The following is a 24654-nucleotide window of genomic DNA, read 5'->3' as shown; positions in this document are numbered from 1 at the left end:
TTTTTAAAACCTGTATTGTGATTTAATTATAGTAACTCAAAAATTCCAGCTGCACCCTGGCCTGTTCCCACACACATGGTGACCATGCCGTATTTCTTGCCGCGGCGTTTCAATTCATTCAGCACCTGCACGGTAAGCTTCGCTCCGGTACAACCCAGCGGGTGACCCAGGGCAATGGCACCGCCATTTACATTCACCTTTTCTTCGTCTAAGCCCAACTCGCGAATAACCGCTAGAGACTGGGAGGCAAAGGCTTCGTTAAGCTCAATAAGGTCGATATCTTCCTTTTTTAGTCCGGCTTGCTCCAGGGCTTTTGGAATGGCAGCAATAGGGCCAATTCCCATAATGCGTGGTGGCACGCCTGCAACGGCATAGCTTACCAAACGTGCAATAGGCTGTAGGTTCAACTCTTTCATTTTCTTCTCCGACATCACCAACACAAAGGCTGCGCCATCGGAAGTTTGGGAAGAGTTACCTGCCGTTACGCAACCATCGGCAGCAAATACAGGGCGTAATTTCGCTAAGACCTCCAAAGTGGTATCAGCACGTGGGCCCTCATCGGTATCTACCACATATTCCTTGGTTGCCATTTTACCATCTTTCAGGTAGTTTTCTTTAACCGTAATCGGCACGACACCATCTTTGAGGTGACCGTTTTGAATTGCGGCTATAGCTTTCTGGTGTGATTTCAAGGAGAAGGCATCCTGATCTTCACGTGAAACGTTGAAGTCTTTGGCCACAGCTTCTGCTGTTAAGCCCATCCCCCAGTACCAATCTGGGTTTTCTTTAGCCACCACCGGGTTTGGAACGATCTTCCAGCCACCGAACGGCATACCCGACATCACCTCTACTCCACCTGCAATAATCACATCGGCCATTCCCGACTTGATTTTGGCTACTGCCGTAGCAATAGTCTCCAATCCCGACGCGCAATAGCGATTCACGGTTACCCCAGGTACTTTATCAGTCTGCAAGCCCATTAGGGAAATCAAGCGACCTACATTGAGGCCCTGCTCGGCTTCCGGCATGGCATTACCGACGATGACATCATCAATTTCTTCTTTATTTAAACTTGGAACAGAGGCCACCAAATGCTTGATGACATCGGCTGCCAAATCATCCGCCCGCATAAAACGGAATCCACCTCTCGGGGCCTTTCCAACGGCGGTACGAAAACCTGCTACAATATATGCTTCCATATTTTCAGTATTTAGTATTGAGTATTTAGTAGTTAGACCTTTATTTTCTAGTATTATTTTCTGTAAGGAGGATATTTAGATTATCCCTTAGCTTTTAATTTTTTCTGAAGCCCGAAATTCATTTTTTGGAGTTCATCTAATTTAATAATCATCAAACGAAGGTCTTGTTCTGCTAAATATTCTAAATTTCTTGATATAATTAACTGTGTTTCTACTTCATAGATTGATGCATGGGCAATGGCTAAAAATTTAACGAAGTCTTTGTTTGAATTTCGTCCTGCACCCTCGGCAATATTTGAAGGGATAGAAACTGCTGCCCGTTGAATCTGACTTGTAAGATTAAACTTTTCCTCCTTTGGAAAAGCTCCAGTTAACTTATAAATATCAGATACAAACTCAATTGCCTTTTGCCATACGATCAACTTTTTGTACTCATGCATGTTGTTAGTATTTAGTAATTAGTATTTCGATTCATCTAGCTTTGTTATGACCAAGGCAACATATAAATTACTGTATAACCTTTTGGAATGTAGTGTGCTAAGTTTTTATTAAGGATAGTTTACTTTTTATCGCTAAAAACTTAGTCGTTTTTTATTTCCATGCACACTAGCAGGGCTCTAACTACTAAATACTAACTACTATATACTAAATCTCACCTCTCCAGTCTAATTCCGCAACGCCTTCCCTTTCGTCAGCATATGCTGGATTCTTTCGAGGGTTTTGCGCTCGGCACAAAGTTCTAAGAAGGCTTTGCGTTCCAGGTCAAGGAGATATTGCTCGGAGACCTCGGTAGGGGCAGATAAATTGCCGCCACACATCACCCAGCCTAGTTTTTCGGAGATCTTCTTGTCGTGATCGGAGATATAGTTTCCGGCACGCATGGAGGATGCTCCGACATAAACGATCCCTAAGCCTTGGTTTCCTAACACCTTGATGTCGTTACGCGCTGCTGGTTGGATATATCCGGCATCCGCAAGCTCGATAGCCTTGGCTTTAGCGTCGGCAAGGAGGCGCGCGCGGTTCATCGTGATGGCGTATTTTCCTTTTTGCAGGTAGCCCAATTCAAAGGCTTCCACCGCTGAAGTAGATACTTTGGCCTGACCAATGGTTAGGAAGCGATCTTTCAGTGTATTCTGCGTAATTTGATCGTCTTTGTATTCATCGGATGCACGAAGGGCAAACTCTTTAGAGCCCCCACCACCCGGAATAACACCAACGCCAAACTCCACAAGACCCATATAGGTTTCGGCATGTGCCTGTACAAAATCAGCATGCATCGAGAACTCACAGCCTCCGCCCAAAGTCAATTGGAAAGGAGCCACTACCACCGGAATGGCGGAGTAACGGATGCGCATCGCTGTATTCTGGAACATGCGAACAGCCATATTCAATTCATCAAAATCTTGCTCTACCGCCATCATGAAGATCATGCCGATATTAGCACCGGCAGAGAAGTTCTTCCCGTCGTTGGAGATGACCAATCCGCGGTATTCTTTTTCCGCGAGGTCGATAGCTTTATTGATACCTTGAATGACATCGCCACCAATGGTATTCATTTTTGTATGGAACTCACAATTTAGGATGCCATCACCTAGGTCGATAATAGACACGCCAGAGTTTTTCCAAACTGTTTTACTGTCACGGATATGGTCTAATACAATCAGATCTTCCGTTCCAGGAATTGCTTTATAAGATTTTGATGCAATATCGTAGTATTGGCGTACGCCATTTTCTACTTTATAGAAGGATTCGCAACCGGCAGCAAGCATATCGTGTACCCATTGAGCCACTTCGCCATCCTGACCCGGCAGTCTTTTTTCTTCTTTTTTAATTTTTTCAATCGTTTCCCGAACACCAAGGGCATCCCACACTTCAAAAGGTCCGATTTCCCATCCGAATCCGGCACGCATGGCGTCATCGATACGGAAGAAATCATCGGTAATCTCAGGAACGCGTTTGGAAACATATTCGAACAAAGGGTAATGCATCGCACGGAATAACTCCGCAGCTTTATCAGTTCCCTGCTCGTAAACTTTCATGCGCTTACGGATATCTTCTACGGCTTTGGTGGCTTCCAAAGTAGCAGACTTCACCTTCTGCTGTGTTCCGTATTCAAAAGTCTTCAGGTTTAAGGAAAGTATCTCCGAATTGCCATTGGCATCTTTTACCTTTTCATAGAATCCTTTTTTGGTTTTCTCGCCTAGCCATTTGTTCTCTACCATTTTGGTAATAAAACCTGGCAATTGGAAAACACCCTTAGCCTCATCGTCTGGCGCATTCTGCGCTAATCCGTTGGCCACATTCACTAAGGTATCCAAGCCAACCACATCGGCTGTACGGAAAGTCGCAGATTTGGGGTGCCCCATCGCCGGACCTGTGTATTTATCCACCTCTTCTACCGTTAGGTCCATTTTCTCTACCAAATGTGTTAAAGCTAGCATGGAGTAGACCCCAATACGGTTGCCGATAAAGGCCGGTGTATCTTTACATAAAACCACAGTTTTGCCTAGCATCTTATCGCCAAACTCCATCAGGAAGTCAACAACTTCCTTCTTGGTATCTGGCGTAGGAATAATCTCCAATAATTGCAGATAACGTGGCGGGTTGAAGAAGTGGGTACCGCAGAAATGTGCTTTAAAGTCTTCGGAACGACCTTCCTCCATCAAATGGATCGGAATACCGGAGGTATTCGAGGTAATCAAAGTTCCTGGTTTGCGAAATTTCTCTACCTGCTCAAAAACCGTCTTCTTAATGTCTAAACGCTCGACAACAACTTCGATTACCCAATCAGCATCAGCAATCTTGGACATGTCATCGTCGAAATTTCCGGTAGAAATACGCTTTGCAAAAGATTTGCTGAACAAAGGTGCAGGATTCGACTTAACCGCCGTTTCTAAAGATTGGTTTACAATGCGATTGCGCACCAAGGGACTTTCTAAAGTTAATCCCTTCGCTGCCTCTGCAGGCAACAACTCACGGGGTACAATATCCAATAATAAAACCTCAACACCGATATTAGCAAAGTGGCAAGCAATTCGTGATCCCATCACACCGGATCCTAATACAGCTACTCTTTTAATATTTCTATTCATATCTTATAATTTCTTTAGGGTTTATTGCTCAATTTTCACCTGCGGAGCATAGTTCGCAGCTAACTCATTTATCTTGCTCAATACTTTTATCAAATTCGCGCGCTCTTTTTCGGAGAAAGAACCATTCAGGAAGTCATTGAATTCCCGCACAACATCTTTCGCCACCTTGCGCTTTTCTTTTCCCAGTTCCGTCAAGTATACCTTTACCGAGCGCTTATCCGTTTCACTGGTTTCCCGGTAGATGAATCCTAAGCTTTCCAGGTTATTCAACACCCTGGATAATGAAGTCGTCTTTACCCCGGTAGAATTGGCGATCTGTGAAACAGGCGTACCTTCCCGATGTATATTAATTAAAATATAACCAGCAGCCTGTGTAAAACCATGTTGCGATGCAATTACATTATACTTATTCGCTACCGTCTGCCAGGCAGTCTTTAAAAAATAATCGATGGTGTTCTCTTGGCTCATATTTGGGACGCTACGTTGATATTTATTATGCAAGCATAACAAATTTAACGCTTACATTTTAAAAAACCAACTCTTTTATGATATTTTAATAAATCTTTGACGTAGATGGATTAATTATTCGCATAATCGCGGAATCAGCCGTTTGTTTTAGAATTGTGGAAAACTTTTAAATACTGATTACCAAAAACTTAACGCATATAATTCCGAGGTTATAAACAACGATGCTGCATTTACGGGTTTTATTCGCTTAACTTTGTACACAAATCATTAAACATGGCATTAGTAAACATCCCACGATTAGATTTAACGCACTATACGCAAGGGAGCCCGGAACAACGCGCTCAGTTTGTGCATGATATCGGTACAGCCTTCAATGAAACAGGCTTTGTTACCATCGCCAACCATGGCTTATCCGATGAGCTAATCGATAGCTTATACGATAATGTAAAACAGTTCTTCGGCCTTCCGGAAGATATCAAACGTAAATATGAATTCCCGGAGCTTGCTGGCCAACGTGGTTATACCGCAAAAGGACGTGAAAAAGCAAAAGATTCTACCACACCAGATTTGAAGGAATTCTGGCAGCGTGGGCAAACCATCGTTGGTGAGGAATATTCTAAAATGGATTTTCCAGACAATCCTGAAGTAGCGGAATTACCTGCTTTCAATACTACGACTGCTGAGATTTACAAAAAACTGGAAGATGCAGGCCGTAACTTGTTGAAAGCAATTGCCACCTACTTAGAATTACCGGAAGACTATTTCGAACAATATGTGATCAACGGAAATTCGATTCTTCGTGCCATCCACTACTTCCCTATTGAGAATCCGGATGCTATATCACCTGATGCCGTACGCGCGGGAGCACACGAGGACATCAATTTAATTACCCTATTGATTGGCGCGAGTGCCGATGGATTGGAAGTATTCACCAAAGACGGCGAATGGTTTCCGATTAAAGCTAAAGGTAAAGATGTGGTGGTAAATGTTGGGGATATGCTGCAACGTTTGACCAACAATAAATTGAAATCGACTACGCACCGTGTGGTTAATCCACCGCGCGAGTTAATGGGGACATCACGTTTTTCAGTGCCATTCTTCTTGCACCCGAAAGCAAGCATGAGCCTGGCAAGCCTAGACTCTTGTATTGATGAAAACCACCCAAAAGTATATGAAGATTATACAGCCGGACAATATCTTGATGAACGATTGAGAGAAATCGGCTTGAAAATGTAATTTCAACTTGCATTGAAATAAAAAACCGCATCCTGAATCAGGACGCGGTTTTTTTGTGTATTTATTTTTTAAGCATAAGCTATTACAAGCGCATACCTAGACCTACATTCATATAGATGTTATGCAAGTTGAAGCTGATGCTTTCAAAGCCCGTTTTCATAATATTATTGAAGCCGTAATCAAACTGTGCTAAAGCAAAATAGCGCTTGGCAAAGCGATACTTTCCACCTACACTCATGCCCACGTCAATATTACGAACACTACCTCTAAAGTCGTAAGCAGCATTCTCTATACCAACGCGGTCGCCAGTAGGATCTTCATCACGCATATAGCCTTTGATGGCTTCACCATAGAAACGCTTCATTACAGCGAAGGAAACATAGGTTCCGGCCTGTACATTCCAACGTTCTGACAACTCGTAGGTCGCTTGAATAGGAACGGTTAGGTAGAGGTTTTCTACATTAGTCGAGATATCACCGTAATAATAGCCTTGTACATTCTGTGTCGGATCTTCCGCCGCATTAAAGGTGGTTTTATACCCCTTCACATTGGCTTCGGTCTTCATGCCTTTACCATCGAATACTAAACCGGTACGTACGCCCCAACGTTGATCAATGGCATAGTTCGCTTTAATACCTGCGAAAAAAGGCATTGCCGGACGGAAGCTTTTAATTTCACGGATTTCCACCGGTAAGCTCAATGGCGAAGCACCACCAATCTTGGTACCCGCTTCAATTTCCACGTGCCAGGTTTTTGGTACTTGTGTTTGGGCATTTACCTGTTGCGCAAGGAATAAACCGCCTAGGCAGCACACGCTTGCTATGATATGTTTTAAAGAAAACTTCATTATTTTACTGTTACTTTTACTTGGTCCACAATCAATTTACTACCCACGGCACCTTGGAAAATAGCACCATTCTTACTCGAAGAAAACACAATGGCAATATTGTATTTAAACGCATCTACATCGCTTCGCAACACTTGCTTTTTCATTTCAAAAGGAATGCTGAACTTCACAAATTCGGATCCTGCTGTCGCCTTTCCTTCGGCCAGCTGCGCAATAGCCACAATATGCGGGCTGGTTAAAATATCATCATTATTCAACCAGGTACGGTCGGGTTGCGTTGGATCTTCCCAAGTTTCTTTCCATAAGGCTATTCTGTCGTAGAATACAGCGTAGATATCGCACTCATCGATTCCCGGCACTACTTTTCCATCCTTATCGATAATCTTTTCACCAGGAATATAGCGGTAGTATCCTTCTAGGGTTGCTGGAATCTTGTTGAAAGGAAGTCCGAAACGGGTTTCCGGGCTCAGGATGTTATCCACATTCATCGACCCCACAAAGAGGTTCCCTGCTGCAATAGGCATCTTAAACATCGCCCCAAAAGCTCCTGTAGATTTGGTTTCCATATAAGCGGCAGACTTGCCTTCATGAACATATTGTGGATCCTCGGTAACTTGAGTAGGGTATTTTGTACTTGCTGGATTCAACCCTGCGGTAAATGCAAACCCCGCATTACCAGAAGCCCATAGGTTTTGTTTCACTCCCACAACTTCCTCATAGAAGTAAACCCAGTTTTTCTTGGTATCAAAATCATATAATTCGAAATTAAAATCTTCCGGAACAGAAGCTTCAATTAAGGATACGCTGTATTCTTTTTTAAACTGGCCATCTTCGGAGGTAACTTCGTATACCACCGGCTCAGAAAAGTCTTGCTCAGATCCAGAGGCCGGACTTACGGTAGCACCGGGTGTTAAGCTAAATTCCAATGGAAAATGCGTGATATCCATGGCTCCCGGTTTGATGTAGATAACCACATTGCGGTTATTGATAATCGGCTTCGCGTTAATTAATTCTTCAGCAATTTCAACGGAAGTAATATCCGCTTCCATGTTTCTTGCTTCGTCTTTGATACAGCTGGCCAAGAAAAGTACAATCCCCAAGGGGATAAGCCAGAGTTTTTTGTAGTTCATGATAAATATATTTCGTAAAGTGTATTCCCATAACCTGATGGGCAGGTTAAGATGGCGCAAAGATAGGACTTATTAACCCATTAAAGAGGAAATGCAGCCACTTATTTAACGAAATACTATAGATATTTTACAAAACCTTAAATAGCCGTTAATTAAACAACTAAGCCCTAGGATGCAGGTATAGTGTCGCGCAATGCCTTCGGAAGACTGGCAAGAATTAAAGCATAGCTATGATCGACCAGCTTATACAATTCCTTGTCAGCAAGCTGCCGGTTTGCATAGACGGTATTCCAGTGTTTTTTATTCATATGATATCCTGGAATAACGGTATGTTCATGTTTCTCGCGTAATTCAATGGCGTATTCTGGGTCGCACTTGACATTAAACCGCAGCTCATCCACTTGGTCTAGCCCCACGAGCAAGAATACTTTTCCCATTAACTTGAACACCAAGGTGTCTGGTCCGAATGGCGTTTCCTCGGTTACAGCAGCTTTCGAGATGCAGTAATCCCGTAATTCTTCAATATGCATATAGATAGATGTGAAAATACATCTAAAAATACGGCAATATAAAGCTACTTGCAAGAATAAACTAGCAGGAACTACGCCCTAATAATGCCTCAACACCCCTTTATCAAAGACTGTCCATACCCCACTTGGCATATTTGCTTTCTTTAGCGCACGATTAGTCCAGGTATTGCAGGAAAAGAAGAGGTTATAAGCACCTTTGGCTTCATAGAAGGCGTCGTCTAAACCGTATTGCGCATTTGTTTCAATGAGGATTGGATTCCCCTCAGCATCTTTATCAAGGGCGTTGAGTATATAGTCGCGAAGGATTTGATATTGCTTGGAGCTAATGGAAGTCCGAAAGCAAAGCTCATTTTCTTGCATCTGCGAATAGTAGGTAATATGTAGCGCCGTTTCACCAATACCGAAGCCTGCGATAAGAGCGGTCTTCAGCGTCAGATCTTTCCATTCCGGCGTATTGAGGTAGAAGCCTTTGTCGCCCCACCCTACAGCCATGTATTGTTGATTGGCATTCTTCCCTTTGGTATTCGCAATGGGGAATACCTGTGTCCAATCTTGCCAAGCATTGCGAATAGGCAATACGATATCCGTATGCACGCCATTCGATAAGACATAAACGGTTATTTCTTGCTCTTTCGAAGCTTCACTTTTCGGATGCAGCTTAATACGCGACAGCACAGCATCGGCTCCAAAATAAAGCCCCGCGAACAGGATCAATCCTAAAATAATATAAGCAAGGCTTAGCATAAGTTTCTTCATATGGAGGAATAACGGTAAAACGAATATGGGAAAATTAAGGCAGAATTAAACGATGTGAAGTTAAAAAGCAACCCGATCAATATAATACATAGCAAAAAAGGAGGGTATCCAAACTAGACGCCCTCCTTTTTATATGATTAGCTTAATAGCTGTTTTATAAATCAATCTTATACCAAATGGGTAACCATTAATGCTACCCAGATCTAAGTACTAGACACGAAATACTACCTACTAAGATTAAAACAATTTCGCTGGATAAACACCATCAGCAACCAATTTAGAAATGGACTCTTGCACGATAGGTTTATCTTCCACATACGTAACACCGAACCATTTTGATGAAGTAGGGATTACACGGAAATCAGCTAAGCCATGCTTAACCATATGATCTGGAATTGTAGGGATAAAGAATTCCGCTTTCGGATTATCGGCATTCGCTTCCACAAAATCAGGGAACATCGCTAAGGAAATATCGAAGATCTTCGGTGTAAAGCCCCAGAAGTTCATGGATACACGAGCGTCGGCAGGAAGTTCCTTCTTAACACCGTTTTCTTCATAAACAATCTTCTTGTTTCCAGCCTCATCGTTCTCATAGAAGATGTTTGTTCTTTCGGTAACTGAATCCATATGTCCAGCCTCATTAACCTCACAAACCCCTCTAGATACATACCCATAGTCAGACATGGTATTGCCTAATTCAAAGCCCATTAAAGACATGTGGCTATCATCGGCCTCATTAGAAAGGAAATCCGCCATTTTCTTGAAAGCGTCATAGCCATAGAAGTCATCGGCATTAATTACACAGAAAGGGCCATCTACTTTATCTTTAGCACTCATTACCGCATGGGCAGTTCCCCAGGGTTTCGTGCGCTCAATTACTCTATCAACTCCAAATTTCTTCAGGTTAAAATCTTGGAAAGCATAATCAACTTCGATTTTGCCTTTTAGTTTTTCGTCAAATTTATCGCGCATGGTTTGCTCGAATTCTTCACGAATGATAAATACTACTTTTCCGAATCCAGCTCTAATAGCATCGAAGATTGAATAATCAATAATTGTTTCACCGTGTGGTCCAAAGCCATCAACTTGTTTTAACGAACCATAGCGGCTAGCCATTCCTGCTGCCAGAACTACCAAAGTAGGTTTTCCCATAATGATCTATTTTTTTGAGTTTAGTATTTTATAGCGTTGCAAATATACTATTTCCTTATTTCTTTTTGAATATCGCACTTAGTATTCCATTGGCGATTTTCCCCAACAATTTAGCCCCTTCTCGCGCCAGGGTCCTACTGGCTTGATTCTGCGCGGCCTCTAGTGGCGTCTGCCTTCTGGAGCGGCTAGAGCGGCTGGATTTGCTCGCCTTTTCTTCGGCTTTACGTGCCTCCGCTGCGGCTTCTTGCTGCTCAAACTTCGACATGCGTTCTTCCAAGATTTCAGAAGCAGTTCTTCGCTCTACGCGTTCCTGATACTTGCTGGCAAATTCTGAGCCATTTACGAGAGCTTGATAGGTTTCTGCTGTTGCAGGCCCCATTACCGCTCTGGCAGGCACTAAATGCGTAGCTACTACTTCCGTCGGAATCCCCTTGTCGTTTAAAACAGTCACTAATGCTTGGCCGGTTCCTAGGGAAGTCAGCACCTTATCGATTTCATAGAATTCCGAAGTAGGGTAAGTTTTCACTGTTTTACGGAGGTTTTCCGCATCATTAGGTGTAAAAGCCCGTAAGGCATGCTGAACCCGATTTCCTAACTGTCCTAAAACCGACTCCGGAATATCGGTAGCAGCTTGTGTACAAAAGAACACCCCTACCCCTTTCGAGCGAATTAAGCGAACGATTTGCTCAATCTGCGTTAAAAAAGCTTTGGAAGCCCCATTAAACAAAAGGTGCGCTTCATCGAAAAAGAAAACCAACTTTGGTTTATCCAAGTCGCCAACCTCAGGCAGCTTCTTAAACAACTGGGCGAGTAAGCTCAATAAAAAGGTCGAGAATAATAAAGGTTGATCTTGAATATCAGAAATATTTAAAAGGGTAATCACCCCGCGGCCATCCACTTTCCCGAAGAGGTCGTTGATTTCGAATTCCTTTTCGCCGAAAATATGCGCTAAACCTTGCTGCTCGATGGCGACAATCTTCCGCAGAATGGTACTGGCACTTGCGGTACTGATCTTACCGTAATCCGCTTTAATCTCTTCGGCACCTGGCCCTTCCGACAAGTAGCTCAACAGCTTTTTAAGATCTTGAAAATCTACAATTGGTAATTGGTTATCATCGGCATACTTAAAAATAGCGCTTAACACCCCCGCTTGGGTATCATTCAGGTCGAGGATTCTGGAAAGCAGAACAGGTCCAAAATCTTCCACCGTCACCCGCATGGGTGCACCAAGCTTTCCACTTAGAGAGAAAAGTTCAACAGGGAAACTCGCAGGCTCAAAAGGAATGCCCACGGCATTGCCACGTTCGATCAGGGCATCGTTGGTTTTACCGGGTTCCGCCAATCCAGAAAGGTCACCTTTCACGTCCAGCATCAATACCGGAACGCCGGCATCCGAGAGCTGCTCGGCGGTTAGCTGCAAGGTTCTGGTTTTCCCTGTACCGGTGGCTCCGGCAATTAATCCATGGCGATTCATCATCTTAAGTGCCAAATTAACTTTGGCATCGGTAATAATCTCACCATTCAATATACCGGATCCTAATTGTATAAAAGCGCCCTTAGGGCTATAGGAGCTGGTCACCTTATCTATAAACTGCTGTTTCATAACGCGTTATATGGATTCCTGTTTTTCAATAAAAATAAAGATACTATTCTGTATATAAACTTAAGCAGAATATTAATATTAACAAATTGTTAACACCTCAAGATTTTCACCATTGTTTTGTAAAATTTTCATAATTAAATTCCAAAAAAAGTTGTTTTTTAAAATTTAATTTTATTTTTGCTAAAGTTTATGATAACAAACATACATTATTTCTCAAAAGCACAACGAATCCTCGCGGCTAAGTTATGTTTCTTCATTTTCTTCACGAAGATGTTGATCAGCATGACACCGATCTTCGTTGATGTGCTTGACAGTGGTACTGTATTGCAAGTCGTGATGCAATTAGAAATTGAAAACACGGCCAAAGGCAATAACAGTAATAATGAAGATTTGCATGAACACAGCATCAAAGTTTTTAAACCAGATGCTATCGATTACTTAAGCTTTAACCCTACGGTAGAAAATGCAGCCCGCATTAAGCACTACCTATTAAACGAGAAAAGCATCTGTGCTTTCCACCCGCGTGTTCCCACGCCACCTCCTAACTGCTAATTCAACATCCGTTTAATTATCATCATCATTCTGACCAATTGACTAGGTCTTAATGGCTGTATTGATGATGTTCCAGAAATTATTTTGTTGAATTTAAAATTAGCATTTAAATAAATTATTATGTTAGGAACACGTATGTCTGCTTTTCTCAAACTATCGAAAAGGGACTTAAAATATGATTTCCCAGCCAGTATTGTGGTCTTTTTGGTGGCCTTGCCACTCTGTTTAGGAATTGCGATGGCCTCCGGGGCTCCTTTATTTGCCGGGCTTCTTACCGGTATTATTGGCGGTATTGTGGTAGCCTCCATTTCAGGTTCGCCGCTAAGCGTCAGTGGCCCTGCCGCTGGTTTAACGGTGATTGTATTGGGCGCTATTGAACGTCTTGGCGCTTATGAAACGTTTATCCTTGCTGTCTTATTGGCCGGTGCCATCCAATTGGTATTAGGTATTATCAAAGCGGGAATGATAGGAAACTACTTCCCATCATCGGTAATCCTGGGTATGCTGGCAGCTATTGGTATCACCATTATTTTAAAACAATTGCCATTGGCCTTCGGTATGACCGAGGCACATGCCTTTGAGCTAGAAAATGGTGGAGGTATTGCCGCCTTTACGGATACCATTTTTGCCAGTGTAAACTGGGGAGCAACCATCATCTGTTTATTATCCCTGGCCGTTCTTATCTATTGGCCACGCATTAAACCCTTAAACAAAGTTCCTGCTCCCTTAATTGTTGTATTATTAGGTGTCGGATTAGGCTATGCGTTCCGCGGAACAGGATTAGCTTTAAACACAGACCACTTTGTTTCCATTCCTGTGGTCTCTTCTATCGCTGAATTCCAGGGCTTATTTATATTCCCAGACTTCAGCCAGATCTTCAACAAGGAAGTATGGATTGTGGCCTTCACCATTGCCATTATTGCCAGTTTAGAAACCCTACTGAGCATTGAAGCTGTTGATAAACTAGATCCGTTCAAGCGGAACTCACCTACCAACAGAGAGCTATTGGCACAGGGTATCGGTAATATGACGAGTGGTTTCTTAGGAGGCTTGCCAATGACCTCGGTTATTGTGCGTTCATCGGCCAATGTGAATGCCGGCGGAAGAACCAGACAATCCGCCATCTTACACGGTCTGTGGTTATTAGTTGCGCTATTAGCCATCCCTTCCGTTATCAATTTAATCCCATTAGCCGGCCTAGCCGCCATTCTATTGCACACCGGTTTTAAATTAGCGAAACCAGCCTTATTCACGCAGCTTTACAAAAAAGGACTCGATCAGTTTATTCCTTTCTTCGTGACCGTAGCTGCTGTGGTATTTACCGATTTATTAACGGGTGTAGGTGTGGGTATCTTAGTCGCAACCTTCTATATCTTGAAAGCAAACATGACCAATGCTTATCAGTTCAATATTGTGCAGAAGGAAGATAATGAAATGGCTGTGTTAACCCTTGCCGAGGAAGTTACCTTCTTGAACAAAGCACCGATCCAACAAAAGCTCTACAATTTACCAAAGGGTGTGAAGTCGGTCGTGATTGATGGACAAAAAAGTAAATTTATCGATAAGGATGTCATCGATGTCATTAAGGATTTTGAGCTCAATGCATTGAGCAAAGGTCTTGATATCGAGCTGAATGATGTCAATTATAAGAAAAAGACCTTCAACAGAAAGTTGCGTTTGAAAAAACAAAAACTTCAAAAAGTAGTTTAAATAAATCAAAAGAAATGCTGAAACTTGTGTAATCCTTTTGGGATTACCCTTAAAATTATATGGAATAAACATGGAAAATAACGTATTAAAGACCAGTTTTAACAAGATTATCGACGGAAACAAGGAATGGGTAGAGTTTGTTAAAAACGATGATACCGGTAGGTTCGATCAATTATCTAAGGGACAGAGTCCAGAAATCCTTTGGATCGGATGTGCCGATAGCCGTGTGCCAGCCAATGAATTGACAGGTAAAAAACCGGGGGAGGTTTTTGTACACCGTAACATTGCCAACATGTGTGTACACTCGGACATGAGTATGCTGTCGGTATTAGACTATGCAGTAAACGTGTTGAAAGTAAAACACGTGATTGTAGCAGGTCACTACGGATGTGGTGGTGTAGCTGCATCCCTAAGTTCTAAGCAATACGGCATTATCGACAACTGGTTGTGTCATATTAAAGATGTATACCGCTTGCATGCGCAAGAAATCGATGCCATTGAAGATCAAGAAAAGAAAACCGATCGTTTGGTCGAGCTGAATGTAAAAGAGCAGGTGTTCAACTTGTGTAGCACCTCGATTATCCAGAATGCCTGGAAAGAGCGTCAGGACTTAGCCATCCACGGGATGGTCATTAATATCGGTACGGGTGAGCTTATTGATTTAAACCACACCTTTACCAGCAATGAAAGCTTAGGCGATATTTTCGCTTATCTATAGGAAGGAAACCTATAATCTCAACAAGGAAAGCCCGTTTCAGTGAAGCGGGCTTTTTTATAGGGCAATTTTTAAGGCCTTGATTTTATTTTTTAAACTGACCGGTTGGCAGTATAGCTTTGGCGAAGGATGCCGAATAGAGGTCGGCCATCACCGCCAGCTGTCGACGGGTTATCTTGGCATCCAGATCAAAGTCGCCGGCAAACTTCCGTTTGGTTTTCCAGTCGGCACGCAAAGCCTGCTCCACCTCATCGCCTTTCAGCGATACGAATTTAATCAGGCTCAGCAAATCCTTCCACGTCAGGTCATCATTCCGGTAGTTATCTAAAAACCACAATTGGCTACGCGTATATACATCGTTCAGCACCGGCTTAATATCATCAAATTTCACTGGAGCATCCGGATGAAAATAGAGCGCATCCCCTTCCTTATCATCCATAAAAAATCCCGTCAAGAAAAACTTCTGGATAGATCCGAAATGAGGATCTGTATAGGCAATATCTACATAAGGGTTTAAGCGTGCTTTATACGCCAATAACTCCGCTTGCAATTTCCGCAGGTCAATGTCAGCTGCTTTGGCCTTAAAGAAGGCGCAATAGGCCGCTGTGGCGCCTACCGCTTGGCCAAAAGCCATGCGCAAAGGCAATTCATTCGGGTTGTTGTCCAACTGCCGCAAGGCCGCCAAATCAAACAGCTTATCCTTCTCGCTGGCCAATATGGTTTCCAAGGTGGCTACCACAGGCTCCTGATTGCGTTCGCCTACGGCCAGCACAGTTCTACTTTGCGCTAAGGTCAAATCCTTAACCGCAATAAAATCAGACTGGGGCAGGTTCCTTTTTTCCGGGCTAAACTCCTGAATCAGCACCGCATCTGCAGATCCATCAATCAGCACCGGAACCGATACTTTCACTCGATTGGAAAGGGTCACCGTCCAATTGCGTTTTCCTTTAACACATTTAATCAGTTTCTCGCCAGTATATATCGTGAGGTTGGGTAATTTAACCTCCAACTTCTCCAACGCATTTTTGGCCAACTGACTGTTAAAATCACTTTTAACTACCTTAGCCAGCGAATCGCTACTGGTTTTACTGAGGGCCATATCCATCAGCAAACTCATCCATAAACCACCATCCAGCTGGTATTTATTGCTTATCTGTTGCCTGGCTTGTTTTAATTCTTCCAAATCATCTAAGTTTTCAATCAGCAGAACGGTTGGAACATTGGAATAGGCCGCTTGTAAAGCCGCCGAATAGCCAGCCATGCCACCCCCATTGACCAACAGCAAGGGTTTTTGCTTTTTCTGCGCCGAAAGCAGCATCGGAAGGAATAACAACAGGAGTACGGAAAGTCTAAATTTCATATTGTTCAGTTAATAATTCGAAAATACGTAAAATTGCGCGAAGTATTCGATACGCAGCCCTCCAATATATCGTTGAAATAGCTAACTTTGCTACATGATAGAAGAAGAAAAATCATTGAATTTTATTGAAGAGATTATCGAAGAGGATCTTCGTAATGGGAAAAATGACGGGCGCGTGTTAACCCGTTTTCCTCCTGAGCCTAACGGCTACCTTCATATCGGACATGCGAAATCCATCTGTCTAAACTTTGCCTTAGCACAGAAGTACAATGGAAAAACGAACTTACGCTTTGATGATACCAACCCGGTAACGGAAGATGTAGAGTACGTGGATAGTATTAAGAAAGATATTCAATGGCTTGGATTCCAGTGGGCCGAGGAACTCTATACCTCCGATTATTTCGATACTTTATACGCTTATGCGGTCGATTTAATTAAGAAAGACCTGGCTTATGTTGACGATAGCACGGCAGAAGAAATTGCCGCAGCTAAAGGAACACCAACCAGCCCGGGCGTGCCTACAGCATATCGTAGCCGTAGCATCGAAGAAAACCTGCGCTTATTTGAAGAAATGCGCGATGGCAAGTATAAAGATGGCGAGAAAGTATTGCGTGCAAAGATCGATCTAGCAAGCTCGAATATGCATATGCGCGATCCGATTATCTACCGCATCAAACATGCACTTCACCACCGTACCGGCGATAAATGGTGCATCTATCCGATGTATGATTTTGCCCACGGACAGTCGGACTCTATCGAAAAGATTACCCACTCGGTATGTACCTTAGAGTTTATTCCGCACCGTCCATTGTACGATTGGTTAATTGATCGCTTAGAAATCTTCCCATCCAAACAATATGAATTTGCGCGCTTGAACCTGAACTACACGGTAATGAGCAAGCGTAAATTACTGCAATTAGTAAACGAGAAATTCGTGGAAAGCTGGGATGACCCACGCATGCCTACCATTTCAGGCCTACGTCGCCGTGGCTATACACCGGCCAGTATCCGTAACTTCTGCGAGCGCATCGGTATCCAAAAGCGGGAAAACATGATCGATGTTAGCTTATTGGAATTCTGTATCCGCGAAGATTTAAATAAATCTGCTTGGCGCCGCATGGCTGTGCTTGACCCGATTAAATTGGTGATAACCAATTATCCGGAAGGCCAAGTGGAAGAGCTGGAAGGCGAGAACAACCCGGAAGTTGAAGGCGGCGAAGGATCACGTGCTATTCCATTCTCCAAAGAGCTGTGGATCGAACGTGACGACTTTATGGAAGATGCTCCTAAGAAGTTCTTCCGTCTAGGCCCTGGCCTTTCCGTACGATTAAAGCATGGCTACATTGTCACCTGTACTGGTTTCAATAAGAACGAACAAGGCGAAATCACCGAAGTATTCTGTGAATACGTTCCGAATTCTAAATCTGGAGAAGATACTTCCGGCATGAAGGTGAAAGGTACCATCCACTGGGTTTCTGTGGCGCATGCAAAAGAAGCCGAAGTTCGTTTATACGATCGCTTATTCCAAGATGAAAACCCGGCAGCAGCAGAAGACTTTAAAGCTTCTATTAATCCGAATAGCTTACAGATTATTGAAAAAGCCTATATCGAACCTGACTTAGCATCCGCAAGCTTAGGAAAAGGCTATCAATTTATTCGCTTAGGCTACTTTACCCTAGACAATAAGAACACAACTGCGGATAAGCTAGTATTCAACCGCACCGTGACCCTGAAAGATTCTTGGGCGAAGGAAGTGAAGAAGTAGGGAGATGGAAGTAGTTAGTATTTAGTACTTAGTATTTAGACCTATGGTGCTTTAATATAAATTACAAATAAACTTCCCATTTATACCATAAAAAAGAGGAGTATCTGGATAGATGCTCCTCTTTTTTACGCTAGCCTTTTAGCCATACATCTTCATAGAACTTCCATATCTTTTGGGTTCTATCGATGAGTTGTTTATCGCCCAATTGATTCACCAATGCGCGATAACGATCGAGGGCCGCTAGGCCTAGCTGAATATTCTGCGGATTAAAGGCCTGCGATTCTTTGGAGATGGCATAATGATACTGCAACTGCTCATCAATCTGTTGAATATTGATGCTAGCAATCTCTTTGGCCTTATCCAATTCTTTTACGCGAATCAACGTATCGGTTAATACCGTACTAAAATAACTTTGACGCAGGTTCTTCGGTTGCTTGGGTTGATGCTGATAGGCCACAAGTGCTAAATCTTTGGCCTGCGCTACTTTCCCTTCCTGCATCAAGGCTTCCAATCCATAAGCATATAGGTTCGGCTGAATATACGTGTCATACATAAAATTAGAGTCTGTATCCAAGAAGTTTAGCTTCTTTAGATCCGACCATTTGAATTTCTTCACCGCATTGGCATACAAAGCCTCCGTATTGGTTAAGCTAGGCTCATCGGCGGCTTGCCCCATTTCAACCGGCATCAGTCGGTAAACCAATCCCTCAGCAGCCAGGTACTTATCCATACCCATAAAAATATCGTTAGGCGCCTGTTTCACAAAGTAAATCGGTCGTTCCCAATTGTTATTTTGCAATAATCCCATCAGGCTAAGCTCGGCCCGGGTCACAAAATCCTGGTTGAAATCCCATTGCATATAGGCCGGAATAGCATGCTCCCATGCTTGTGGTACGGCTTTATGGCGCACGACGGCATCTCTATCTATTTTAAGTTGTATCTTTTTCGTCGGCATCACATTCACATATTCGCCAGACTGCGTTTGCAGCATATTCTGCTGACTGTCGGATAGCATAATATCCAATAAGGTCTGCACATCGGTATACCCTTCCACGCCCATATCCATCACTTGAATACCATCGCGCAGGCCACGTTTTACCTTATCGTAGCTAAACCCTAAAGGCAGCGCTTTGGAAGCATTCATATCGGTGAGTGCTTGTTGCACATACCAATCGGAAGACAGGTAACCGTAATTCAATACCCGCACATCAGGGCGCAACCCTTCCACTTCTTGGATATACCATAAGGGAAACGTATCATTATCAGCATAGGTGAAGAGAATGGCATTAGGCTCGCAAGAATTAAGCATATTACGGGCGAAATCTTTAGTCATCATCCGATCGGCGCGTTGGTGGTCGTCCCAATTCTGGGTAAACAGCAAGCAAGGCACCGCTACAAAACACAGGGCTGTGCTAGCCAAGGCCAACTTCTGCACAGGCTGCTTGAACCATCGACTCAATACATCAACCAAAACTATTAAACCCAGCCCAATCCAGATCGCAAACACATAAAAGGAACCTACATAGGCATAGTCACGTTCTCGCGCCTGCAAAGGCGTTTGATTGAGGTAGATGACAATGGCCAATCCCGTAAAGAAGAACAATAAACTCACGATAGCGGCATCGCGTTTATTTTTCTTCCAATGCCAAGCTACCCCTATTATGCCCAACAACAGCGGCAGAAAGAAATAGGTATTGCGGCTTGGGTCCTGAAGCATACTTTTCGATAAGGACTGTTGTCCCGGAAGGCGCAATTGATCTAACCAGCTGATGCCCGATAGCCAATTCCCCGCCGTCACTTCTCCCTGACTTGGGGTATCATTCTGGCGGCCCACGAAATTCCATAAAAAATAACGCAGGTACATATGGTCCAATTGATAGCCAAAGAAGAAGCGGAGGTTATCCCCCATCGTAGGCGATTGCCCTTCGCCCAACTGTAAATATTGCCGGTAAAAGCTGCTGTGCTTTTCACTGTAAACCCGAGGAAATAACATCTCCCGGTTATATTGATACTTCCGACTGCTAATAATGGGGCTATACCGATCCTCGTCCTTCCGGTAGGTCTTTCCGCTTTCCACCCCGGTAATCTGCGCATCAAAAGTCTGCCCTTTCAGCAAAGGCTCCGATTGGTATTGCTCCCGACTTAAATAGCTCAATAAATTGAAGGCATTATCCGGATCATAGTTATTCAGGGTGATGGAAGTTTGCGCACGGATGGGCAATAAGGTGTAGGAGCCAAAACCAAATACTATAAAACTAAAACTCAATAAAGCCAGATTAAGCAGCGCTTTTTGCTGCTTGATGCTATAATATAATCCGTAGACCAGCGTAGCGATCAGCAGGATAAAAAAGGCTATAATACCCGATCCGAAAGGAAGACCTAAACTATTGACGAAGAACAAATCGCTATAGGCTGCAAGGCGGACTCCATACTGGATAATACCCCACAGAATAAAGGCCAACACCAAAGTACCGATACCCAATGCATACAACACGCCCTTTCCTTCGATCTTGCTCGACTTGCGGAAGTAAACCAACAAGGCGATAGCCGGAATGGTCAATAGGTTCAACAAATGCACCCCAATAGACAAGCCCATCACGTAAGCGATGGCCAAAAGCCATTTGCCATGGTCGGGTTCATCGGCGCGGGCTTCCCATTTTAAGGCCAACCAAAACACAACCGCCGTACAGAGAGAAGACATCGCATATACTTCCGACTCAATGGCCGAATACCAAAAGGAATCGGTAAAACTAAACGCCAAAGCACCAATAATGCCGGCCCCGAAAATCCGATAGTAGGTCCCTGCACTTGCCGTCTCTGGCTTCCCTATAATCTTCTTAGCTAAAGCCGTAATCGTCCAAAATAAAAACACTATCGTTAATCCACTGCACAAGGCTGCACCTATATTCATCCAATAGGCAACCTTAGCCACATCGCCAAGGGCAAAATTGGAAAATACATTCTGAACCATTAAAAACAAGGGAGCTCCCGGTTGATGCACGACTTGCAATTTATCCGCAGAAGCAATAAACTCTCCTGTATCCCACCAACTTGTGGTTTTCTCTACACTCAGTATGTATACGATGCTGGCCAGCAGCCCGCAGGCCCAGCCGAGAAGATTGTTAAGCTTGTTGTAAGTCATTTTAGAGTAGTTAGTATTGAGTATTTAGTAGATAGATCTATGGCGGCAAATTAGTATAAATCAAATATCATAAATTTATTAAAGCAGTAATAAGCCATGGGTTACTATTTAACATATTTTATCAATTTAGGGAACAGCGACACGCTTTATCATCGCCCTGCCATCGTGCTGCCATCGCCTTGTCATTGCGTTTTTGTCATCGTGAGCGGAGTCGAACGACTGGTACGTCAGTACAGGTACAATAAAAGCACTCGACAGATTGTCAATGATATTTCTTTTTAAATTATTGGCAATAAGCGTATTACACATTGATTGCAATGACGTACCAGTCGTTCGACTCCGCTCACGATGACAAAAACGCAATGACAACACGATGATAGCACGATGACAATACGTCCAACATGGCCTACTAGCTAACAAAAAAAAGTCCCCTGATTCTTTCGAATCAGGGGACTTTTTTTTGTTAGCTCCAGCTTACTTCACTTCTTCGAAGTCTACGTCTTGTACGTCGTCTGCGCCGCCTTGGTTTCCACCTTGGTTCGCTTGACCAGCATCGCCTTGTGGGTTTTGCTGTCCTGCTCCTTGTTGCGAAGCAGCATACATTTCTTCGGAAGCAGCATTCCAAGCATTTTGCAACTCGGTAGATGCTGTTTCGATATCGGCGAAGTTTTTCGCAGCATGAGCGGCTTTCAATTTCTCTAAACCAGCTTCAATTGGTGCTTTTTTATCTGCGGAGATTTTTTCGCCATATTCTTTCAGTTGTTTCTCCGTAGAGAAAATAAGGGCGTCTGCGCCATTTAATTTCTCAACTTCTTCTTTTACTTTTTTGTCGGCTTCCGCGTTTGCTTCGGCTTCTTCTTTCATGCGTTTTACTTCTTCTTCTGATAATCCGGAAGAAGCTTCAATACGGATGTTTTGCTCTTTACCAGTCGCTTTATCGATAGCCGATACTTTAATGATACCGTTGGCATCGATGTCGAATACCACTTCAATTTGTGGAATTCCACGTGGAGCCGGAGGGATATCCGTTAATTGGAAACGACCTAAGGTACGGTTTTGAGCAGCCATAGGGCGTTCACCTTGTAATACGTGGATTTCTACCGATGGCTGATTGTCTGAAGCAGTAGAGAATACCTCCGATTTACGGGTAGGGATTGTCGTGTTGGCTTCAATCAATTTAGTCATCACACCACCCATAGTTTCAATACCTAATGAAAGTGGAGTTACGTCTAATAATAATACGTCTTTTACCTCACCAGTTAATACACCACCTTGGATGGCAGCACCTAAAGCTACTACCTCATCCGGGTTAACACCTTTTGAAGGATCTTTACCGAAGAATTTCTTAACGGCATCCTGAATCGCAGGGATACGTGTAGAACCACCTACTAAGATAATTTCGTCGATATCAGCCGTGCTGAAACCAGCGTTTTTCAAAGCGGTACGGCAAGGCTCAATTGTACGCTCTACCAATGGAGCAACTAAGCTTTCGAATTTTGCACGTGATAAGGTACGAACCAAGTGTTTCGGTCCTGTAGCATCAGCCGTGATATATGGTAAGTTAATTTCTGTTGATGAAGTGCTTGATAATTCGATTTTTGCTTTCTCAGCAGCTTCTTTCAAACGTTGCAAGGCCATGGCATCTTTCTTCAAGTCGAAGCCATTGTTTTCATCAGCAAACTCATCCGCTAACCAGTTGATAATTGCGTTATCAAAGTCATCACCACCTAAGTGTGTATCACCATCGGTTGATTTTACTTCGAATACACCATCACCTAATTCCAATACGGAAACGTCATGTGTACCACCACCACAGTCGAATACAACAATTTTCATGTCCTTATTCGCTTTGTCTAAGCCATAGGCTAAAGCCGCAGCTGTAGGCTCGTTGATGATACGTTCCACTTTTAAACCGGCAATTTCACCAGCTTCTTTTGTTGCTTGACGCTGTGCGTCGTTAAAGTATGCCGGAACTGTAATTACGGCACGAGATACTTCTTGGCCCAAGTAGTCTTCTGCCGTTTTCTTCATTTTCTGAAGAATCATAGCTGAGATTTCTTGTGGCGTATATTTACGGTCGTCAATTTCTACACGTGGTGTATTGTTGTCGCCTTTCACAACCTTGTAAGGGATGTGTGTCATTTCTTTTTCAGCCTCACTGTATGAGGTACCCATAAAACGTTTAATGGAATATACCGTTTTATGCGGGTTTGTGATCGCTTGACGCTTTGCAGGGTCACCAACTTTACGCTCACCACCATCTACAAATGCTACAATAGAAGGCGTAGTACGTTTCCCTTCATTGTTTGCAATAACTACCGGTTCGTTACCTTCCATTACAGCAACACATGAGTTGGTAGTTCCTAAGTCGATTCCTATAATTTTTGACATATCTTTATTGTGTTTTCTTATTTACTTGTTAATTTCTCTATATCCATCAACGCTTATGCCAAAGGATTGTTTTACCCTTTTCCTCCGATAAATCGGCTATTTCGACCTGCTATTGTCATGGTTCTGTGACAATATGTCATTTTACCACCGTTTACGACATGAAAATTCGGTCATCTCGACTTCATAATCTGCCGCGTTGACTTTCACAAGTGCAGGTTTTTTCCAAATTCATTTAATATTCTGTATTTTTGAGGAAATTAATAATCCCAACATGAACTTTGACGAATACCTGAGGTACTTCGAGGATATTTTAGAAAACACTGAAAAACACGAGGTCTACCAGAATGATGCTGAATATTTAAATTACACCAAGTTAAATTGGTCGAGAATGAACAGATGGCTAAAAAGATTTGAGCCCTCGGAAGACATGAAAGCATGCATTCAACGAATCAAAGATGATCAACATTGGATTGTTATTACGGAGCCTTGGTGTGGCGATGCGGCCCACTCTGTAGCACAGATCTATAAAATCGTAAAAGATAATCCACATATCGACCTGGATATACAATTGCGCGATACAGAACCCTTCTTAATTGACGAATACCTAACGAATGGTGGTAAATCTATTCCAAAGTTGATTATCCGCAACGATGTGGGTCATGACAAAGTAGTATGGGGCCCACGCCCTGCCGTGCTGCAAGCCTTATTCGAGACCATGAAGGCTGAAGGAAAAGCGTTCGCAGACATTAAAGAAGATATTCAACGTTGGTATAACGAAGATAAAGGCGCTGCCATTCAGGTAGAGCTGCAAGGCTTACTGGAAGAATATATCGCTCCGGAACAAGCGTAAGCAATACAATATAAATCTGTAATTCCCCGACTGATGAGGTCGGGGAATTTTTTTTATAAGATAAATCGCTTTGGATTAGAAATGCTTTCAATTTACAGCTTTTTTGAAGCGATGCAGGTTCTTTGCTTTCCCCTTTCTAAGCCCAGTGCAAAGGGG

General features: G+C 43.1%; 19 protein-coding genes. 6 read left to right on the top strand and 13 right to left on the bottom strand.

The genetic code is table 11. From position 1 onward, the window contains the following. Positions 1 to 26: 26 nt before the first annotated feature. The 4 genes from GQF63_RS13645 to GQF63_RS13630 all read right to left on the bottom strand — a co-directional run bounded on the left by GQF63_RS13645 (position 27) and on the right by GQF63_RS13630 (position 4759). The gene (locus GQF63_RS13645) at positions 27 to 1199 is read right to left on the bottom strand and encodes an acetyl-CoA C-acyltransferase (RefSeq protein WP_160369795.1); all 1173 of its coding nucleotides are present in this window, start codon (positions 1197 to 1199) and stop codon (positions 27 to 29) included. An 80-nt stretch (positions 1200 to 1279) separates the two neighbouring features. Further along, positions 1280 to 1639, bottom strand: a complete 360-nt coding sequence (locus GQF63_RS13640; protein ID WP_160369794.1) for a four helix bundle protein — start codon at positions 1637 to 1639, stop codon at positions 1280 to 1282. 225 nt (positions 1640 to 1864) lie between these two features. Further along, entirely contained in the window at positions 1865 to 4291 is a 2427-nt protein-coding gene (locus GQF63_RS13635; RefSeq protein WP_160369793.1) for a 3-hydroxyacyl-CoA dehydrogenase/enoyl-CoA hydratase family protein, read from the bottom strand. A gap of 21 nt (positions 4292 to 4312) precedes the next feature. Then, positions 4313 to 4759: a MarR family winged helix-turn-helix transcriptional regulator gene (locus tag GQF63_RS13630; protein WP_160369792.1), complete on the bottom strand. Its 447-nt coding sequence runs from the start codon at positions 4757 to 4759 to the stop codon at positions 4313 to 4315. Positions 4760 to 5032: 273 nt separating this feature from the next. Here GQF63_RS13630 and GQF63_RS13625 point away from each other — a divergent pair, with 273 nt between their 5' ends. Then, positions 5033 to 5995 carry an isopenicillin N synthase family dioxygenase gene (locus GQF63_RS13625; protein WP_160369791.1) on the top strand — a complete coding sequence of 321 codons (963 nt, stop codon included), beginning with the start codon at positions 5033 to 5035 and terminating at the stop codon, positions 5993 to 5995. 82 nt (positions 5996 to 6077) lie between these two features. Here the strand turns inward: GQF63_RS13625 and GQF63_RS13620 are convergent, their stop codons facing one another. The 6 genes from GQF63_RS13620 to GQF63_RS13595 all read right to left on the bottom strand — a co-directional run bounded on the left by GQF63_RS13620 (position 6078) and on the right by GQF63_RS13595 (position 12013). After that, the gene (locus GQF63_RS13620; protein ID WP_160369790.1) at positions 6078 to 6842 is read right to left on the bottom strand and encodes a porin family protein; all 765 of its coding nucleotides are present in this window, start codon (positions 6840 to 6842) and stop codon (positions 6078 to 6080) included. After that, positions 6842 to 7972 (bottom strand): PCMD domain-containing protein, encoded by a 1131-nt coding sequence (locus tag GQF63_RS13615; RefSeq protein WP_160369789.1) that lies wholly within the window; start codon positions 7970 to 7972, stop codon positions 6842 to 6844. The genes GQF63_RS13620 and GQF63_RS13615 overlap by 1 nt, the downstream gene beginning before the upstream one ends. A gap of 167 nt (positions 7973 to 8139) precedes the next feature. Next, entirely contained in the window at positions 8140 to 8502 is a 363-nt protein-coding gene (locus GQF63_RS13610) for an MmcQ/YjbR family DNA-binding protein (protein ID WP_160369788.1), read from the bottom strand. A 78-nt stretch (positions 8503 to 8580) separates the two neighbouring features. Then, positions 8581 to 9258 (bottom strand): TIGR02117 family protein, encoded by a 678-nt coding sequence (locus GQF63_RS13605; protein WP_246163535.1) that lies wholly within the window; start codon positions 9256 to 9258, stop codon positions 8581 to 8583. A 237-nt stretch (positions 9259 to 9495) separates the two neighbouring features. Continuing rightward, entirely contained in the window at positions 9496 to 10410 is a 915-nt protein-coding gene (locus GQF63_RS13600; protein ID WP_160369787.1) for a nucleotidyltransferase family protein, read from the bottom strand. A 55-nt stretch (positions 10411 to 10465) separates the two neighbouring features. Beyond that, on the bottom strand, positions 10466 to 12013 hold the full coding sequence (locus GQF63_RS13595) for a helicase HerA-like domain-containing protein (protein WP_160369786.1): 1548 nt from the start codon (positions 12011 to 12013) through the stop codon (positions 10466 to 10468). Between the two features lie 189 nt (positions 12014 to 12202). Between GQF63_RS13595 and GQF63_RS13590 the strand changes: the two genes are divergently transcribed. From GQF63_RS13590 to GQF63_RS13580, 3 genes are all read left to right on the top strand, one after another. Further along, positions 12203 to 12565, top strand: a complete 363-nt coding sequence (locus tag GQF63_RS13590; protein WP_160369785.1) for a hypothetical protein — start codon at positions 12203 to 12205, stop codon at positions 12563 to 12565. Between the two features lie 120 nt (positions 12566 to 12685). Beyond that, positions 12686 to 14275, top strand: a complete 1590-nt coding sequence (locus GQF63_RS13585) for a SulP family inorganic anion transporter (RefSeq protein ID WP_160369784.1) — start codon at positions 12686 to 12688, stop codon at positions 14273 to 14275. Positions 14276 to 14345: 70 nt separating this feature from the next. Then, positions 14346 to 14993: a carbonic anhydrase gene (locus GQF63_RS13580; RefSeq protein WP_160369783.1), complete on the top strand. Its 648-nt coding sequence runs from the start codon at positions 14346 to 14348 to the stop codon at positions 14991 to 14993. 82 nt (positions 14994 to 15075) lie between these two features. Here GQF63_RS13580 and GQF63_RS13575 read toward each other — a convergent pair whose 3' ends face one another. Next, positions 15076 to 16350 (bottom strand): FAD-dependent oxidoreductase, encoded by a 1275-nt coding sequence (locus GQF63_RS13575; RefSeq protein ID WP_160369782.1) that lies wholly within the window; start codon positions 16348 to 16350, stop codon positions 15076 to 15078. 94 nt (positions 16351 to 16444) lie between these two features. Here GQF63_RS13575 and GQF63_RS13570 point away from each other — a divergent pair, with 94 nt between their 5' ends. Further along, a complete protein-coding gene (locus GQF63_RS13570) occupies positions 16445 to 18115 on the top strand; it encodes a glutamine--tRNA ligase/YqeY domain fusion protein (RefSeq protein ID WP_160369781.1) in 1671 nt (556 codons plus the stop codon). Positions 18116 to 18245: 130 nt separating this feature from the next. Here the strand turns inward: GQF63_RS13570 and GQF63_RS13565 are convergent, their stop codons facing one another. After that, a complete protein-coding gene (locus tag GQF63_RS13565) occupies positions 18246 to 21257 on the bottom strand; it encodes a glycosyltransferase family 117 protein (RefSeq protein WP_160369780.1) in 3012 nt (1003 codons plus the stop codon). A gap of 474 nt (positions 21258 to 21731) precedes the next feature. Further along, entirely contained in the window at positions 21732 to 23648 is a 1917-nt protein-coding gene (gene dnaK, locus GQF63_RS13560) for a molecular chaperone DnaK (protein WP_160369779.1), read from the bottom strand. A gap of 271 nt (positions 23649 to 23919) precedes the next feature. Here dnaK and GQF63_RS13555 point away from each other — a divergent pair, with 271 nt between their 5' ends. Beyond that, positions 23920 to 24498 (top strand): thioredoxin family protein, encoded by a 579-nt coding sequence (locus tag GQF63_RS13555; RefSeq protein ID WP_160369778.1) that lies wholly within the window; start codon positions 23920 to 23922, stop codon positions 24496 to 24498. Positions 24499 to 24654 lie beyond the last annotated feature (156 nt).

This window comes from Sphingobacterium humi, from assembly GCF_009768885.1.
Lineage (GTDB): Bacteria > Bacteroidota > Bacteroidia > Sphingobacteriales > Sphingobacteriaceae > Sphingobacterium > Sphingobacterium humi.
The sequence above is the reverse complement of the archived record's forward strand: the minus strand, read 5'-3'. Positions and strand labels throughout refer to the sequence as shown.

What these genes read in the sequence shown, in the direction of transcription:
- GQF63_RS13590 (WP_160369785.1), top strand. Translation starts at nt 12,203, where the DNA reads ATGATAACAAACATACATTATTTCTCAAAAGCACAACGAATCCTCGCG.
- GQF63_RS13625 (WP_160369791.1), top strand. Translation starts at nt 5,033, where the DNA reads ATGGCATTAGTAAACATCCCACGATTAGATTTAACGCACTATACGCAA.
- GQF63_RS13640 (WP_160369794.1), bottom strand. Translation starts at nt 1,639, where the DNA reads ATGCATGAGTACAAAAAGTTGATCGTATGGCAAAAGGCAATTGAGTTT.
- GQF63_RS13635 (WP_160369793.1), bottom strand. Translation starts at nt 4,291, where the DNA reads ATGAATAGAAATATTAAAAGAGTAGCTGTATTAGGATCCGGTGTGATG.
- GQF63_RS13575 (WP_160369782.1), bottom strand. Translation starts at nt 16,350, where the DNA reads ATGAAATTTAGACTTTCCGTACTCCTGTTGTTATTCCTTCCGATGCTG.
- GQF63_RS13615 (WP_160369789.1), bottom strand. Translation starts at nt 7,972, where the DNA reads ATGAACTACAAAAAACTCTGGCTTATCCCCTTGGGGATTGTACTTTTC.
- GQF63_RS13600 (WP_160369787.1), bottom strand. Translation starts at nt 10,410, where the DNA reads ATGGGAAAACCTACTTTGGTAGTTCTGGCAGCAGGAATGGCTAGCCGC.
- GQF63_RS13570 (WP_160369781.1), top strand. Translation starts at nt 16,445, where the DNA reads ATGATAGAAGAAGAAAAATCATTGAATTTTATTGAAGAGATTATCGAA.
- GQF63_RS13585 (WP_160369784.1), top strand. Translation starts at nt 12,686, where the DNA reads ATGTTAGGAACACGTATGTCTGCTTTTCTCAAACTATCGAAAAGGGAC.
- dnaK (WP_160369779.1), bottom strand. Translation starts at nt 23,648, where the DNA reads ATGTCAAAAATTATAGGAATCGACTTAGGAACTACCAACTCATGTGTT.
- GQF63_RS13620 (WP_160369790.1), bottom strand. Translation starts at nt 6,842, where the DNA reads ATGAAGTTTTCTTTAAAACATATCATAGCAAGCGTGTGCTGCCTAGGC.
- GQF63_RS13555 (WP_160369778.1), top strand. Translation starts at nt 23,920, where the DNA reads ATGAACTTTGACGAATACCTGAGGTACTTCGAGGATATTTTAGAAAAC.
- GQF63_RS13645 (WP_160369795.1), bottom strand. Translation starts at nt 1,199, where the DNA reads ATGGAAGCATATATTGTAGCAGGTTTTCGTACCGCCGTTGGAAAGGCC.
- GQF63_RS13580 (WP_160369783.1), top strand. Translation starts at nt 14,346, where the DNA reads ATGGAAAATAACGTATTAAAGACCAGTTTTAACAAGATTATCGACGGA.
- GQF63_RS13595 (WP_160369786.1), bottom strand. Translation starts at nt 12,013, where the DNA reads ATGAAACAGCAGTTTATAGATAAGGTGACCAGCTCCTATAGCCCTAAG.
- GQF63_RS13610 (WP_160369788.1), bottom strand. Translation starts at nt 8,502, where the DNA reads ATGCATATTGAAGAATTACGGGATTACTGCATCTCGAAAGCTGCTGTA.
- GQF63_RS13605 (WP_246163535.1), bottom strand. Translation starts at nt 9,258, where the DNA reads ATGAAGAAACTTATGCTAAGCCTTGCTTATATTATTTTAGGATTGATC.
- GQF63_RS13565 (WP_160369780.1), bottom strand. Translation starts at nt 21,257, where the DNA reads ATGACTTACAACAAGCTTAACAATCTTCTCGGCTGGGCCTGCGGGCTG.
- GQF63_RS13630 (WP_160369792.1), bottom strand. Translation starts at nt 4,759, where the DNA reads ATGAGCCAAGAGAACACCATCGATTATTTTTTAAAGACTGCCTGGCAG.